Below are 15,090 nucleotides of genomic sequence, written 5' to 3'. Positions count from 1 at the left end.
GTGCCGGGGACGGCGCCGCTATGCTTGACGGGTGACTCCCGAAGAACTCTCTGCCGCTATTTCCGCCTGCCTGAGGGCCGCCGTCGAAGCCGGTGACCTCAGTATCGACCTCCCCTCGGAGGTGCGCGTGGAGCGACCGAAGAACCGGGAGCACGGCGACTGGGCCACGAACATCGCCCTGCAGCTGGGCAAGAAGGCCGGGATGAACCCGCGCGCGTTCGCCCAGCTCCTCAGCGACCGGCTCGCAGGGATCGACGGCGTGAAGAGCGTCGACATCGCGGGCCCGGGCTTCCTCAACATCACGCTCGACGCCGGGGCCGCGGGCGAGCTGGCCCGCACGATCGTCGAGGCCGGCCCCGCCTACGGCACCAACGAGGCACTCGCGGGCCACACCATCAACATGGAGTTCGTATCGGCCAACCCTACGGGTCCGCTGCACCTCGCCCACACGCGGTGGGCCGCCCTCGGTGATTCCATCGCGCGCGTACTCCGGGCCAGCGGCGCACAGGTGACCACGGAGTACTACATCAACGACGCCGGCACCCAGATGAACAACTTCGCGGCCTCCGTCCTTGCGACCATCAAGGGCCGACCGACGCCGGAGGGCGGTTACCCCGGCCAGTACATCGCCGATCTCGGCCGCTCCGTCCTCGCCGACCGCCCCGAGGTGGCGGACCTGGACGACGACACCGCGCTCCCGATCGTGCGCGCCCTCGCCTACGAGGCACAGATGGCCGACATCAGGGAGACGCTGGCGGACTTCGGAGTGCACTTCGACGTGTTCTTCTCCGAGTCCGCACTGCACGACGGTGGCGCCGTGGAGCAGGCCGTCGACCGCCTGCGCGGGCAGGGCCACGTGTTCGACGAGGGCGGCGCCGTCTGGCTCCGCACGACCGACTTCGGCGACGACAAGGACCGCGTCCTCATCAGGGCCAACGGCGAGCCCACGTACTTCGCCTCCGACGCTGCGTACTACCTCTCCAAGAAGGACCGGGGCTTCCCCGAGAAGATCTATCTCCTCGGAGCGGACCACCACGGCTACATCGGCCGCCTCAAGGCCATCGCGGCCTGCGCCGGCGACGACATGGAGGAGAACATCCAGGTCCTCATCGGCCAGATGGTGTCCGTGAACGGCGCCAGGCTCTCCAAGCGCGCCGGAAACATCATCGAGCTGCGGGACCTGCTCGACTGGCTCGGCAAGGACGCGTTGCGCTACTCCCTCGGACGGTCGCCGGCCGACTCGGCCATGTCCATCGATCCCGAGCTGCTGCGGAAGAACACCAACGAGAACCCCGTGTTCTACGTGCAGTACGCCCACGCCCGGACGCACGCCGTCGCGCGCAATGCGGTGTCCGCGGGAGTGGACACCAGCACCTTCGACGCCGCGTCGCTCGCGCACCCCACCGAGGGCGAGCTGCTGGCGGCACTCGGACAGTTCCCCGGCGTCGTGGCGCAGTCAGCGACCTTCCGCGAGCCGCACCGCGTGGCCCGGCACCTCGAGGTCATCGCGGGGACGTACCACCGCTGGTACGACGCGTGCCGGGTCGCCCCGCTCGGCGACGCCGCCGTCGAGGACGTGCACCGCTCGCGCCTGTGGCTGAACAACGCGACACAGCAGGTCCTGGCCAACGGCCTGGACCTCCTCGGCGTGTCCGCGCCGGAGAGGATGTAGCCGTGGCTGCCGAAGCATCCCCGCTCGCACCGGACTGGCTGTCCGTCCCCGCCGACCAGGCCCGGCTCGATGCCAAGCTGTGGGCCGAGGACGTGGACCGCGGGACGGACGGCGTGCTGCAGGTCGACGGGATCCCCGTGACCGAGCTCGCCCGGCAGTACGGCACGCCCCTCTTCGTGATGTCCGAGCGCGACTTCCGGACCCGAGCCGCCACGTTCCGCGACGCGTTCGATGACGCCTTCCGCGACCTGTGCGGGGGAGTGGACGTGTTCTACGCCGGCAAGTCCTTCCTCTGCAGCGAGGTGGCGCACTGGGTCCGCGAGGAGGGCCTCGGACTCGACACCTGCTCGGGCGGGGAGCTCGCCGTGGCCCTGCGCGCCGGGATGCCGGGACACCGGCTCGGGCTGCACGGGAACAACAAGTCGGCCGCCGAGATCACCCGCGCCATCGATGCCGACCTCGGCCGGATCGTCGTCGACAGCCTGCAGGAGGTCACCCTGGTCGGCGACCTGGCCGTCCAGCGCGGCCGCAGGGCGAACGTCATGATCCGCCTGACGCCCGGGGTCCACGCGCACACGCACGAGTTCATCGCCACGGCCCACGAGGACCAGAAGTTCGGCCTGTCGCTCACCACCGAGCAGGGCCCGGGACAGGACGACGTGCAGGACGACGTGCAGGACGACGGCGCGTCGTCGCCCGCTGCCCGCGCGGTCGCCGACGCCCTCGCCCACCCGGGCATCAACCTCCTCGGCGTGCACTGCCACATCGGGTCGCAGATCTTCGAGCCCGAGGGCTTCGAACTCGCGGCGCAGCGGCTGCTCGGTTTCCTCGCCGGAGTGCGTGACCGGCACGGCGTCGAACTGCCCGAGCTCGATCTCGGCGGCGGCTACGGCATCGCCTACACCGAGGCGGACGAACCTCGGCCGGCAGCGGAGATCGCCCGTGCGATGGCCGCCGTCGTCGGATCCACCTGCCGCGAGCTGGGGCTGCGGGTACCGCGGATCTCGATCGAGCCGGGCCGCGCGATCGTGGGTCCCACCACCTTCACCCTCTACACCGCCGGCACCACGAAGACCGTGCGCGTGGACGCGGCCGCGAACGGATCCGAGGTCGTCCAGGACACGAGCGTTACGCACCCGCGCCGCTATGTGTCGGTGGACGGCGGCATGAGCGACAACGCCCGTCCGGTGCTCTACGGCGCGGATTACTCGGCCGTGCTGGCCTCCAGGACGTCCGCAGCCGATCCCCTGCTCTCCCGCGTGGTTGGGAAACACTGCGAGAGCGGTGACATTGTGGTGCGGGACGTCTACCTCCCGGAGGACACCGGAGCCGGCGACCTCCTCGCCGTCCCGGGCACCGGAGCCTACTGCTGGGTGTTGTCGAGCAACTACAACTACCTTCCGCGCCCGCCCGTCGTGGCGGTGGCCGACGGGGCAGCCAGGCTCATCGTCCGCGGCGAGACCGAGGAGGACCTGTTCCGCAGGGACGTCCAGCGCGAACCCGCCGTACCCGTCCCGGATCCAGGAGCTTCACACACCGCATGAATGCACCAGCAACGACCCCCGCACCCCTGCGCGTAGCCCTGCTGGGCTGCGGCAACGTCGGCTCCCAGGTGGCCCGCATCCTCCTCGAGAACGCGGAGGACCTCGGCCGCCGCGCGGGCGCGCCCCTCGAACTCGTCGGCGTCGCCGTCCGCACCCTGGACGCGCGCCGCGACGTCGAGCTCCCGGAGGGACTCCTCACGACGGACGCGGAGTCGCTCGTCGAGGACGCCGACATCGTGATCGAGCTCATGGGCGGCATCGAGCCGGCCAAGTCCCTCATCCTCCGGGCGATCCGGCACGGGGCCACCGTCGTCAGCGGCAACAAGGCCCTCCTCGCGCAGGACGGGCCGGAGCTCTACGAGCAGGCAGACGCCGCCGGGGTGCAGCTGTCCTACGAGGCGGCCGTCGCCGGGGCGGTGCCCATCCTCCGGCCCATCCGCGACAGTCTGTCGGGGGACCGCATCACGCGCGTGCTCGGCATCGTCAACGGCACCACGAACTACATCCTCGACCAGATGGACTCCACCGGGGCATCCTTCGCGGACGCACTGAAGGCCGCCCAGGACCTCGGCTACGCCGAGGCCGATCCCACCGCCGACGTCGAGGGCCATGATGCCGCCGCGAAGGCCGCGATCCTCGCCTCCCTGTCCTTCCACACGCGCTTCGCCCTCGAGAACGTCCACTGCGAGGGCATCACGACCGTCACCGCCGACGACATCGCCGCCGCGACCGAGGACGGCTACGTGATCAAGCTGCTGGCCATCGCGGAGATGCTCACGGACGACGCCGGCGCAGCCGGGGTCGGCGTGCGCGTCCACCCGACCCTCCTGCCGCGGTCGCACCCGCTCGCAGCGGTCCGCGGCGCCTTCAATGCCGTCTTCGTCGAGGCGGAGAACGCCGGCGAACTCATGTTCTACGGTCAGGGAGCCGGTGGCACCCCGACGGCGTCGGCCGTGCTCGGCGACGTCATCAGCGCCGCGCGCCGCATGGTGCTCGGCGGTCCCGGCCGCACCGAGACCACCACCGGCCACGTCCCGCCGCTGAGCATCGACACCGTCCGGACGAGCTACTGCATCGGCCTGCAGGTCGCCGACCAGCCCGGGGTCCTGGCGCGCATCGCGCAGATCTTCGCCGAGAACGGCGTCTCCATCGAGACGATGCGCCAGCGCATCCACCAGGGCGGTGCCGACGGCGGCACCACCGCCGAACTGAGGATCGTCACCCACCGTGCCCCCGAGGCGTCGCTCGCGGCGACCGTCAAGCAGGTCGCGGCGCTCGACGTCATCACCGCCGTCTCATCCGTGCTCCGAGTAGAGGGAATCTAAGTGGCCCACCAGTGGCGCGGAGTCATCCGCGAATACGCCGAACGACTGCCCGTGACGGATGCGACCGAGGTCATCACCCTCGGTGAGGGTGGAACGCCCCTCGTGCACGCACGGCACCTGTCCGAGCTGACGGGCTCCACCGTCTACCTGAAGGTCGAGGGCATGAATCCCACCGGGTCCTTCAAGGACCGGGGCATGACGATGGCCATGACCGCCGCCGTCGCGGCCGGCGCGAAGGCCGTGGTGTGCGCATCGACGGGCAACACCTCCGCATCGGCCGCCGCGTACGCCACGCAGGCGGGCATCACGTGCGCCGTGCTCGTGCCGGACGGCAAGATCTCCATGGGCAAGCTCAGCCAGGCCATCGCTCACGGCGCCCAGCTCCTGCAGGTCAACGGCAATTTCGACAACTGCCTCGACGTCGCGCGGAAGCTCGCGGAGGCCTATCCCGTCTTCTTGGTGAACTCCGTGAACCCGGCGCGGCTCGAGGGGCAGAAGACCGCGGCCTTCGAGGTCGTCGACACCCTGGGCGACGCCCCGGACTACCACCTGATGCCCGTCGGCAACGCCGGTAACATCAGCGCGTACTGGAAGGGCTACAAGGAGTACGCGGCGCCCTACGCCTCCATGCACCATGGTGAGCTGCCCGCCGTCGCCACCCGGACGCCGATCATGTGGGGTTTCCAGGCGGAAGGCGCGTCGCCGCTGGTCAAGGGCCACCCGATCACGGAACCCGACACCATCGCCACCGCCATCCGGATCGGCAACCCCGCGTCGTGGGACTTCGCCGTCGCCGCCCGCGACGAGTCCGGCGGACTCATCGAGGCCGTGACCGACGAGGAGATCCTCGACGCGCACCGCTGGCTGTCCTCCCGCGAGGGCGTGTTCGTGGAGCCCGCATCCGCCGCAGGCGTCGCCGGGCTGATCAAGAAGCACGCCGAAGGGCTCGTGCCGTCGGGCAAGACGATCGTCATCACGGTCACCGGCCACGGCCTGAAGGACCCGCAGTGGGCGCTGCGCACGGCGGACGGCGCCGACGTGGAGCCCACGAAGGTGGAGTTCGACGTCGTCAGCGTCGCCGCCGCGCTCGGGCTCGAGGACTGACATGGCGGGTGTGCAGGCAGCACCTGCGTCGTCGGAGGTCTCGGAGGTCTCGGAGGTCTCGGACTTCCCGGCCGTCGAGGCAGGCCAGGACGTGGTGGTGCGGGTTCCCGCCACCAGCGCGAACCTGGGGCCCGGCTTCGACACCCTCGGACTCGCGCTGGCGCTGCACGACACCGTGCGTGTCCGCACCACGACGTCGGGCTCGACGACGGTGCACGCCACGGGGGAGGGGGCGGCCGGACTGCCCGCTGATGAGACCCACCTCGTCGCGAGGTCCCTGATCAGCACGCTGCACCGCGTGGGGCGGCGGGCGCCCGGGCTCGAGCTCGACACCGTGAACGTCGTGCCGCACGGCAGGGGCATGGGCTCCTCCGCCGCGGCGATCGTCGCCGGGGTCCTCGCCGGCAACGCCCTGCTGCCCGCGGACGAGCAACTGGACGCCGCGCACCTCCTGCAGTGGGCGGCCTCGATCGAGGGCCACCCGGACAACGTGGCCCCCGCGCTCGGCGGAGCCCTCGCCATCTCCTGGGAGAGCGGCAGGGCCTACCACACCACGCGCGTCGAGGTTCATCCGGACATCATCCCCGTGATCGCCGTCCCGGATCTCGCGCTGTCCACGGAGAGCGCCCGCGCACTCCTCCCGCCGTCGGTCTCCCACCACAGCGCCGCGGCGAATGCCGGCCGCGCCGCGCTCCTGGTCCACGCCCTCGGCGCTGATCCGTCGCTGCTGTTCCCCGCCACGCAGGACTCCCTGCACCAGGACTACCGCGCGCAGGCGATGCTCCCGAGCGCCACCCTCCTGCGAGGCCTCCGTGCGGCGGGATTCGCCAGCACCATCTCAGGGGCCGGACCGAGCGTCCTGACCCTGGCGGTGGGAGAGGCCGGTGCCCGTGCCGCCGAGGACGCCGTCCGGTCGCTCGTCGCACAGGGCGACACCCCCGCGTCCTGGCGGGTCCTCCGGCTCGCGGTGGAGCGGGAAGGTGCTAAAGTGGAGGTGCACCAGGGGTAGGAACGTCGGGCGAATCTTGCGTCTTGCGCAACTACCGTGTCTTTCACCAGACGCCATGTGCTTCTGTTGAGCTGGCCGTCCTCTTCTCTAGACCGCCGCGAAAACTGCAGGTTCCATCAGCAGCAGCACATCCTCCGGTGTAGCCTCCGACCTTATCTTTGTGCGTGCGGATCTCTCCTCCCGCACATCGACATCCGCGGGCTCCCAGCACACGCGGCCCTGCCGGATTGCCTCCGGCTCGGCCGAACCCCGCCTGCTTTCACCTGCGGCACGGGGCAAACCACCGCGGACCACCGATCAGGTGGCCGCCCGACGAGGGGGAAGGATCCTTCGTGACTGAAACCACTGACCTGTTACCAGGTGTGGCCACCCAAGACGCTGAAGCAACCGGCGCAACAACTTCCAAGAGCAGCGGCCTTGCAGGCCTGAAGCTCGCCCAGCTCCAGGCCCTCGCGGGCCAGCTCGGCATCACCGGCGGATCGAGGATGCGCAAGAGCGACCTCGTGTCGGCGATCTCCGACCACCAGCGCGGATCCGCAGTCGCCGACCGCCAGAAGACCCCCGCGGTCCGCAGTGAGCGCAGCGCAGACGCAGAGCGTCCCGCGACCGCCACCGTCCAGACCGGGACCGCCGCGGACAGCGGACAGGACGAGCAGTCGGCTCCGGCCGAGCGCCAGCCCCGCACCCGCAACCGCAACCGCCGCGCGGGCAGCGACGGCGTCGTCTCCGCACCCGCGTCCGACGCCGAACCGATCGCCACCGAGCAGGTCGAGGCCCCGTCGCGCGACGCCGCCGAGGAGACTCCTGCCGGTGAGCAGCAGGACCGCGACAACGGCGGGCGCAACCAGCGGAACCGCCGCAACCGTCGCGGCGAGGACCGCTCCGAGGCCCAGGCGGGCTCGAACGAGTCCCAGAACGGCTCGCAGGGCGACGCCCAGAACGCCGGCCAGAACGAGTCCCAGCCCGAGGCCCAGTCCGGCCAGCAGGGCGAGGGACGGGGCGACCGCAACGAGCGCCGCTCCCGTTCACGCAACGGTCGCGACGAGGACCGTTCGAACGCTCCGGGCGACGGCCAGAACGACAGCGGCCGCAACGGCAGCGAGCGCAGCGACAACCGCGGCAACGGCTCCAACGGAGCCAATGGCGATGACGACGGCCGCGGCCGCAACCGCCGCAACCGCGCGAACCGCAACGGCACCAGCGGTCCCGAGGACCGCAACAGCCGCTTCCGCGACCGCAACGACCGCAACGAGCGCAACGACCGTCGCCGCAACCGCAACCAGCCCGACGTCGACGACGTCGAGGTGACCGAGGACGACGTCCTGCTGCCGGTCGCCGGCATCCTCGACGTCCTCGAGAACTACGCCTTCGTGCGCACCTCCGGCTACCTGCCGGGCCCGAACGACGTCTACGTGTCGCTCGCCCAGGTCAAGAAGCACAACCTGCGCAAGGGCGACGCCGTCGTCGGCGCGATCCGTGCTCCCCGCGAGGGCGAGACCCAGGCCAGCGCACGCCAGAAGTTCAACGCCCTGGTGCGCGTCACCTCGGTGAACGGCAAGCCCGCCGAGGACCTCAAGGACCGCGTCGAGTTCGCGAAGCTCGTTCCGCTCTACCCCTCGGACCGCCTTCGCCTCGAGACGGACCCGAAGAAGATCGGCCCCCGCGTGATCGACCTCGTGGCCCCGATCGGCAAGGGCCAGCGTGGCCTGATCGTCTCCCCGCCGAAGGCCGGCAAGACCCTCATCCTGCAGGCGATCGCGAACGCCATCACGATCAACAATCCTGAGGTCCACCTCATGATGGTCCTGGTCGACGAGCGTCCCGAAGAAGTCACGGACATGCAGCGGACCGTCAAGGGCGAGGTCATCGCCTCGACGTTCGACCGTCCCGCCGACGACCACACCACGGTCGCCGAACTCTCCATCGAGCGCGCCAAGCGCCTCGTGGAGATGGGCATGGACGTCGTCGTGCTGCTCGACTCCATGACCCGCCTCGGACGTGCGTACAACCTCGCCGCTCCGGCGTCGGGCCGCATCCTCTCCGGTGGCGTGGACTCCGCGGCACTGTACCCGCCGAAGCGTTTCTTCGGCGCAGCGCGCAACATCGAGAACGGTGGCTCGCTCACCATCCTCGCCACCGCGCTGGTGGAGACCGGGTCCAAGATGGACGAGGTCATCTTCGAGGAGTTCAAGGGCACCGGCAACATGGAGCTCCGCCTCTCGCGCAGCCTCGCCGACAAGCGCATCTTCCCCGCCGTCGACGTCAATGCCTCCGGCACGCGCCGCGAGGAGAACCTGCTCTCGCCGGACGAGGTCAAGATCATGTGGAAGCTGCGTCGCGTGCTGTCGGGTCTGGAGACCCAGCAGGCACTCGAGCTGCTCACCAACAAGATCCGGGAGACGCAGTCCAACGTCGAGTTCCTGATGCAGGTCCAGAAGACCACGCTGGGCTCCAAGGACTCCGACTAGCAACGGCAGCCGTTCGGGACGGGCCGGCCATCTGGCCGGCCCGCCCCGGGCGGCTTCGTCCGTTAACCGGGGCGGTCGTCCCTGCCCTCCCGACCTTCGTAGACTGGCGGTAGACGCCGAAAGAGGTACACCCGATGTTCGAATCCATCCAGGGACTGCTCGACGAGCACTCCGAGCTGCAGGACCAGCTCGCCGACCCCGCCGTCCACGCCGACCAGGCGCTGGCCCGGAGGCTCGGCCGCCGGTACGCGGAGCTCGGCAGGATCGTCGATGCCCACAACCGGTGGACCGCCCTGCACGACGACCTTGAGGCCGCCCGCGAGATGGCGTCGGAGGACCCCGAGTTCGCCGCCGAGGTGCCCGTGCTCGAGGAGCAGCTCGCCACCGCCCAGGAGCGCCTGCGCCGCCTGCTCATCCCGCGTGACCCGAACGACGGCCGCAACGTCATCATCGAGGTCAAGGGCGGCGAGGGCGGCGACGAGGCGGCACTCTTCGCCGGCGATCTGCTCCGCATGTACGCGCGCTACGCCGAATCCCGGGGGTGGAAGACCGAACTCATCTCCGCCAACGAGTCCGACCTCGGTGGCTACAAGGACGTCCAGATGGCGATCAAGGGGTCCTCCAACGACCCCGCCGAGGGTGTCTACGCGCGCCTCAAGTTCGAGGGCGGCGTGCACCGCGTCCAGCGCGTGCCCGTCACCGAGTCGCAGGGCCGCATCCACACCTCCGCCGCAGGCGTCCTCGTGCTGCCCGAGGTCGACGAGCCGGAGGAGGTCGAGATCAGCCAGAACGACCTGAAGATCGACGTCTACCGCTCCTCGGGCCCCGGCGGACAGTCCGTCAACACGACCGACTCCGCGGTACGCATCACCCACCTGCCCACCGGGATCGTCGTCGCGATGCAGAACGAGAAGTCGCAGCTGCAGAACCGCGAGGCCGCGATGCGGGTCCTCCGCTCCCGCATCCTGGCACACGAGCAGGAGAAGATCGACGCCGCGAACTCCGACATCCGCAAGTCGCAGATCCGCACCATGGACCGGTCCGAGCGCATCCGGACCTACAACTACCCGGAGAACCGGATCGCCGACCACCGCACGGGCTACAAGGCCTACAACCTCGACGCCGTCATGAACGGCGATCTGGAGCCCGTGGTGCAGTCGGCCATCGAGATGGACGAGCAGGCCCGCCTGGACGCCATCGGCACGGAAGAGTAGGCGTGGAGGAGGCCCTGCGGGTCGCCGAACAACGGCTCCGCGACGCAGGGGTCCCCAGCCCCCGGGTGGACGCCGAGCTCCTGGCCGCCCACCTGCTCGGCGTCTCCCGCGGGAGGCTCAGGGCGCTGGCCCTGACCGGTGCCCCGGTGCCCCCGGGATTCGAGGCCCTCGTCGACGAGCGCGCGCGGCGCGTCCCGCTCCAGCACCTGACCGGGGTCGCCCACTTCCGTCGCGTCGAACTCGCGGTGGGTCCCGGCGTCTTCGTCCCGCGGCCCGAGACGGAGACGGTCGCACAACTGGTGATCGACCGGGCATCGCAGCTCGAGGGACCGAAGATCGTGGACCTCGGGACGGGATCGGGCGCCATCGCCGCGGCCGTGGCCGACGAGGTGCCCGGTGCGGACGTGCACGCCGTCGAGCTCAGCGACCTCGCCCTGGCCTGGGCCGCCCCGAACCTCGAGCCGTTCGGCGTGCAGCTCAGCCAGGGCGACCTGGCGACCGCACTCGCCGACCAGGACGGCACCTTCGACATCGTCGTGTCCAACCCCCCGTACATCCCGGCCGATGCCGTGCCGAACGAGCCGGAAGTGGCGGAGCACGACCCGCAGATGGCTCTCTACGGCGGGGGGGCGGACGGCATGCGCCTGCCGCGTGCCGCGGCCGCCTCCGCCGCCCGCCTCCTTCGGCCGGGCGGCTACTTCGTGATGGAGCACGCGGAGGTGCAGGCGCCCTGGGTCGCCGCCTTCCTCGAGCAGGCGGATGTCTGGACGACGATCCGGACGCACCAGGACCTCAGCGGACGGGACCGCGCGACGAGCGCCGTCCTCCGCGCCGGCACGACGCCGGACACCACCGGGAAGGCAGCGCGATGACCGAACGCACCACGGGCCCGGGAGCCGTCGGCCCCCTGACGGTACCCGACGCGACACCCGACGGCGCCGCGACCCGCACCGACACCGTCGCGGTCGCCGCCGTGACCTACGACCGGCACGAGGAGCTCGCGCAGCTCCTGCGCTCCCTGGTGGCGCAGAGCGCCCCGATCGCGACGGTCGCCCTCGTCGACTCGGGCACCCGGCCCGCGACCGACGTCGTCGAGGCCGCCGGCGGGACCATCCACTACCTCCGCTCGGAAGCCAACCTCGGCGGAGCCGGCGGCTTCGCCTTCGCGATCCTCGCGGCGATCGCGAGCGGCGCCCGGTGGATCTGGCTGATGGACGACGACGGGCACCCCGAGGACGAGCGCTGCCTCGCCGAACTGCTGCGCGCCGCCCACGACCACGACCTCGACATCGTCAGCCCGCTCGTCGCCGCGACGTCGGATCCCTCCCGGCTGTCCTTCAACTTCCGCATCAACGGCCTCCTCACCAACGACCGCGCCACGCTGGAGGCGATGGGCTATCTGCCCGACATGGTGCACTTCTTCAACGGTGCGCTGATCCGGGCGGAGGTGTTCGCCACGATCGGCCTGCCGGACATGAAGTTCTTCATCCGGGGCGACGAGGTCGACTTCCTGGCCCGCGTGCGGAAGGCGGGCCTGAAGTACGGCACCCTGGCGACCGTCGCCGTCCGCCACCCGGCCACCTGGTCCGAGATGAAGCCGATCTTCGGCGGCTTCATCACACCCGTCATCCCCGAGGGCGAGTTCAAGCGGTTCTCGTACTTCCGGAACCGCGCCTACCTGGCGCGCAAGTACCGCAACCTCCGCTGGTTCGGCGCGGACGTCATCGGCTTCCCGTACTACTTCCTCACCCAGCGCGACCTCAAGGGGCTCCGCGCCTGGTTCGCCGCCTACTCGGCCGGTCTGCGGGGCACGGGCTTCGGCCCTCCGCCGTCGTCCTGACCTGCACCCCGCCCCGCCCCGCCCTGCCTCGCCGGGCAGCACGATGTGCGGAGCCGCCTGCCCGGATGGAAGGATGGGCAGGTGACAACGAGCTACGACTGTTCCGATCCCGCCCAGCGACGCGACGGCCTCACGGCCGCCCAGCGGGCGGTGTCGCTCAAGCAATGTGTCGTCCTGCCCACGGACACCGTGTACGGGATCGGCGCGGACGCCTTCTCACCGCAGGCGGTGGCCACCCTCCTCGCGTCGAAGGGCCGCGGCCGGAACATGCCCCCGCCCGTCCTCATCCCGCGTATCCAGACGCTCGACGGACTGGCGACCGATGTGCACCCGGACGCCCGTCGGCTCGCCGAAGCGTTCTGGCCCGGCGGGCTCACCCTGATCTGCCACGCCCAGCCCTCCCTGACGTGGGACCTCGGCGACACCCTGGGAACCGTCGCCCTCCGCATGCCGGACGACGACGTCGCGCTCGAACTGCTCGGGCTCACGGGCCCGCTCGCGGTGTCGTCGGCGAACAGGACCGGCGCGCCGGCAGCGACGACGGCGCCGGATGCCGCGGCGCAGCTGGCCGAATCGGTCGCCGTGTACCTCGATGCCGGTCCACGCACCGCTGCCGAGGGGACCGGATCCACCATCGTGGACGCCACCGGGGAGACTCTGCGGGTGGTGCGGCAGGGAACCCTCGCGCTGGACCGCCTCCGGGAGGTCGTCCCCGGCATTCTCGACATCGACGGGCATGCCGCGGACGGTGGCCCCGCCGCGCGGGACGACGCCGCCGACGACGGTGCTGCAGGGGGCCAGGCCTCCGCCTGAGCCGCGTCAGTCGGCGGGTGCTCCGCCGTCGTCCGCCCGATCCTGCGCGCGTGCGAGGACCTCACGGACCCGGGGGGCGGGCGGGATGCCCTGATCCTCCGCCCAGCCCGGTACCTGGTCCTGGCCGAACCACATGAGCTCCACCCGGCGGACGTGCCCGTCGAGCCGGCCGCCCAGCAGGCCCGACAGTGCGTAGCCGCTTCCCACCGCGAGGCGGCACAGCGCCGCGGGCAGGATCCGGGGCCGTCCGCCGGCCGCCTCGAGGACGGTCCGCACGGTGAGTCCTTCCCACGGCTGCAGCACCCTGGACGGGACCGGCCCCGCGTGGCGGCCCACGGCGAGGACCAGACCGGCTAGGGCCTCGACGGACGTGATGGGCGACCTGGCGCTGCCCGGGGAGGCCACCGAGGCGAGGGGCGAGCGCGCGAGGCGGGCCAGCGCCGCCGTCGTCGGCCTGCCGCGCCCCTGCACGGACGTGGCACGGATGGTCACCACCGACAGCGCCGGCTCGTCCGCGGCCACGCGATCGATCGACTGTTCGCCGAGCGCCTTGCTGCGCGAGTACGCCGAGAACGGGTGCACCGTGTCCGTCGCGTCCAGTACCGGCGTCCTGCCCTGCACCGCGGCACTGCTCAGGTGGATGACGCGACCCACGCCCGCGGTCGCCGCGGCCCGGGCCACGACGGCGGGCAGCAGGGCGTTCGCACCCAGCAGTGCCTGCACGTCGCCGGATGACGGCGTTGCGAGTCCGGCGGCGTTCACGACGACGGAATGGCCCGCCATCGCGGCGCGGAGGCCGGCGCCGTCGAGGAGCGCCGCTTCAGCGACGAGCGCCTCCGGTGTGTCCGCAGCCGTCACCAGGCGGGGTGCCGCAGCGGGCACCGCGTCCACGCCTGCCGCGCGGAGCGCCCGGAGGACCTCGGAACCGACGAAGCCCGAGCCGCCGAGGACGAGCCAGCTCATGCGGTGCCTCCCTGGCGGCCCGACGGACCGGACAGGGGCGCGAGGGGCGGCTCCGGCTGCCAGTCGGGGTCCTTCAGGATGACCCTGGCAGCCCGCCAGCCGCGCCAGAGGGCGGACAGGCCGGAGAGTGACCGCTCCACCGCCACCAGGCGCAGGACCTCCTTGGCGGCCGAGAGGAAGGTCCCGACGCCGAACGCCACGGCGCTGTGGCGTCCGTGGAGCCGGAGGTAGCGCGCGAGGTGGCCGCGGTTGCGCATGCCGCAGAACCGCGAGAGGTTGCTCGAGTCGTTGAGATGCCGGACCCGGAGGTCCACCTGGCGCTGGGCACGGGTCTTCCGCAGCACGAAGGCGTCGACGTACGCGACGGGATGCCGCTGCGAGATGAGCCAGCCGTACGTCAGGTCGTCCCCGTTGAGGAAGAACCGTGCGTCGGGGAGTCCGGTCTCGCGGACGACGTCGGCCGCCACCAGCATGCCCTCGAAGCACCCGACATTCGTGTGGAAGACGCGCGACCGGGCGAAGACGTCACCGCGGACCGGCAGGTGGACGCCGAGGGCCTCGTTCAGGATGTGCTGCCAGAAGAAGGGCTCACCCGCGGAGTCGTACCGGCGGCCGTGGATGCACGAGTAGCGGGGCATCCACGGGGCGAAGGACGCGAGCGCATCGGGGAACACGACGACGTCGTCGTCCATCAGCCACAGCCATTCGGCGCCCTCGGCCAGGGCCCTCGCCATCCCGGCGGCGAAACCACCGGCGCCGCCGGCGTTGTCCGGCAGACGGTGCACGATCAGCGGAACGGGCAGGTCCAGTTCGGCGAGCAGGTCCGCCGTGCCGTCCGTGCTGGCATTGTCGACGACGACCACGCCGGCCGGCGCCGGATCGAGCACCGCGATGGATGCGAGGAGTTCCCGGAGGTGGCCCACCCGGTTGAAGGTGGTGACGACGATGAACACGCTCGGAGAAGCGGCGTCAGGGACGTGCAACGTGTTCCTTCCGGGCCGCGCCAGGGCGGTGCGCAACGGACCAGGCAGAGGCGGTGCAGTTAGTATTCTCGGGTAGTAGCAGTCTATTACACCGTGTTCCGGTCCCGACCGGGCCAGTCCTGCACAGCCGGGCCGGGCAGCCCCCGGCGGTCGCG

General features: G+C 71.2%; 12 protein-coding genes. 10 read left to right on the top strand and 2 right to left on the bottom strand.

Features of this window, described 5'->3' with window-relative positions; all coding sequences use genetic code 11:
• Nucleotides 1–31 precede the first annotated feature (31 nt).
• From argS to ACX80L_RS13725, 10 genes are all read left to right on the top strand, one after another.
• Nucleotides 32–1,672: an arginine--tRNA ligase gene (gene argS, locus ACX80L_RS13770; RefSeq protein ID WP_459290313.1), complete on the top strand. Its 1,641-nt coding sequence runs from the start codon at nucleotides 32–34 to the stop codon at nucleotides 1,670–1,672.
• Nucleotides 1,673–1,674: 2 nt separating this feature from the next.
• The gene (gene lysA / locus ACX80L_RS13765) at nucleotides 1,675–3,216 is read left to right on the top strand and encodes a diaminopimelate decarboxylase (RefSeq protein WP_459290311.1); all 1,542 of its coding nucleotides are present in this window, start codon (nucleotides 1,675–1,677) and stop codon (nucleotides 3,214–3,216) included.
• The gene (locus ACX80L_RS13760) at nucleotides 3,213–4,541 is read left to right on the top strand and encodes a homoserine dehydrogenase (RefSeq protein ID WP_208741511.1); all 1,329 of its coding nucleotides are present in this window, start codon (nucleotides 3,213–3,215) and stop codon (nucleotides 4,539–4,541) included. The genes lysA and ACX80L_RS13760 overlap by 4 nt, the downstream gene beginning before the upstream one ends.
• The gene (gene thrC / locus ACX80L_RS13755) at nucleotides 4,542–5,645 is read left to right on the top strand and encodes a threonine synthase (protein ID WP_133080856.1); all 1,104 of its coding nucleotides are present in this window, start codon (nucleotides 4,542–4,544) and stop codon (nucleotides 5,643–5,645) included.
• A 1-nt stretch (nucleotide 5,646) separates the two neighbouring features.
• A complete protein-coding gene (gene thrB, locus ACX80L_RS13750) occupies nucleotides 5,647–6,654 on the top strand; it encodes a homoserine kinase (protein WP_459290309.1) in 1,008 nt (335 codons plus the stop codon).
• Between the two features lie 332 nt (nucleotides 6,655–6,986).
• The gene (gene rho / locus ACX80L_RS13745; protein WP_459290307.1) at nucleotides 6,987–9,122 is read left to right on the top strand and encodes a transcription termination factor Rho; all 2,136 of its coding nucleotides are present in this window, start codon (nucleotides 6,987–6,989) and stop codon (nucleotides 9,120–9,122) included.
• A 134-nt stretch (nucleotides 9,123–9,256) separates the two neighbouring features.
• The gene (gene prfA, locus ACX80L_RS13740; RefSeq protein ID WP_133080853.1) at nucleotides 9,257–10,336 is read left to right on the top strand and encodes a peptide chain release factor 1; all 1,080 of its coding nucleotides are present in this window, start codon (nucleotides 9,257–9,259) and stop codon (nucleotides 10,334–10,336) included.
• Between the two features lie 2 nt (nucleotides 10,337–10,338).
• Nucleotides 10,339–11,208 (top strand): peptide chain release factor N(5)-glutamine methyltransferase, encoded by an 870-nt coding sequence (gene prmC / locus ACX80L_RS13735; protein ID WP_459290305.1) that lies wholly within the window; start codon nucleotides 10,339–10,341, stop codon nucleotides 11,206–11,208.
• Complete coding sequence (locus ACX80L_RS13730) at nucleotides 11,205–12,176, top strand: glycosyltransferase (protein ID WP_459290303.1); 972 nt, start codon at nucleotides 11,205–11,207, stop codon at nucleotides 12,174–12,176. The genes prmC and ACX80L_RS13730 overlap by 4 nt, the downstream gene beginning before the upstream one ends.
• An 81-nt stretch (nucleotides 12,177–12,257) precedes the next feature.
• Nucleotides 12,258–12,989: an L-threonylcarbamoyladenylate synthase gene (locus tag ACX80L_RS13725; protein ID WP_133080850.1), complete on the top strand. Its 732-nt coding sequence runs from the start codon at nucleotides 12,258–12,260 to the stop codon at nucleotides 12,987–12,989.
• Between the two features lie 6 nt (nucleotides 12,990–12,995).
• Here the strand turns inward: ACX80L_RS13725 and ACX80L_RS13720 are convergent, their stop codons facing one another.
• Both ACX80L_RS13720 and ACX80L_RS13715 read right to left on the bottom strand, forming a co-directional pair.
• Nucleotides 12,996–13,952 carry an NAD-dependent epimerase/dehydratase family protein gene (locus ACX80L_RS13720; RefSeq protein WP_459290301.1) on the bottom strand — a complete coding sequence of 319 codons (957 nt, stop codon included), beginning with the start codon at nucleotides 13,950–13,952 and terminating at the stop codon, nucleotides 12,996–12,998.
• Nucleotides 13,949–14,935: a glycosyltransferase gene (locus ACX80L_RS13715; protein WP_459269103.1), complete on the bottom strand. Its 987-nt coding sequence runs from the start codon at nucleotides 14,933–14,935 to the stop codon at nucleotides 13,949–13,951. Before ACX80L_RS13715 ends, ACX80L_RS13720 begins: the two co-directional genes overlap by 4 nt.
• Nucleotides 14,936–15,090 lie beyond the last annotated feature (155 nt).

The organism is Arthrobacter sp. MDT1-48-3, assembly GCF_054511015.1.
This window is presented reverse-complemented; position numbering and strand designations above follow the sequence as displayed.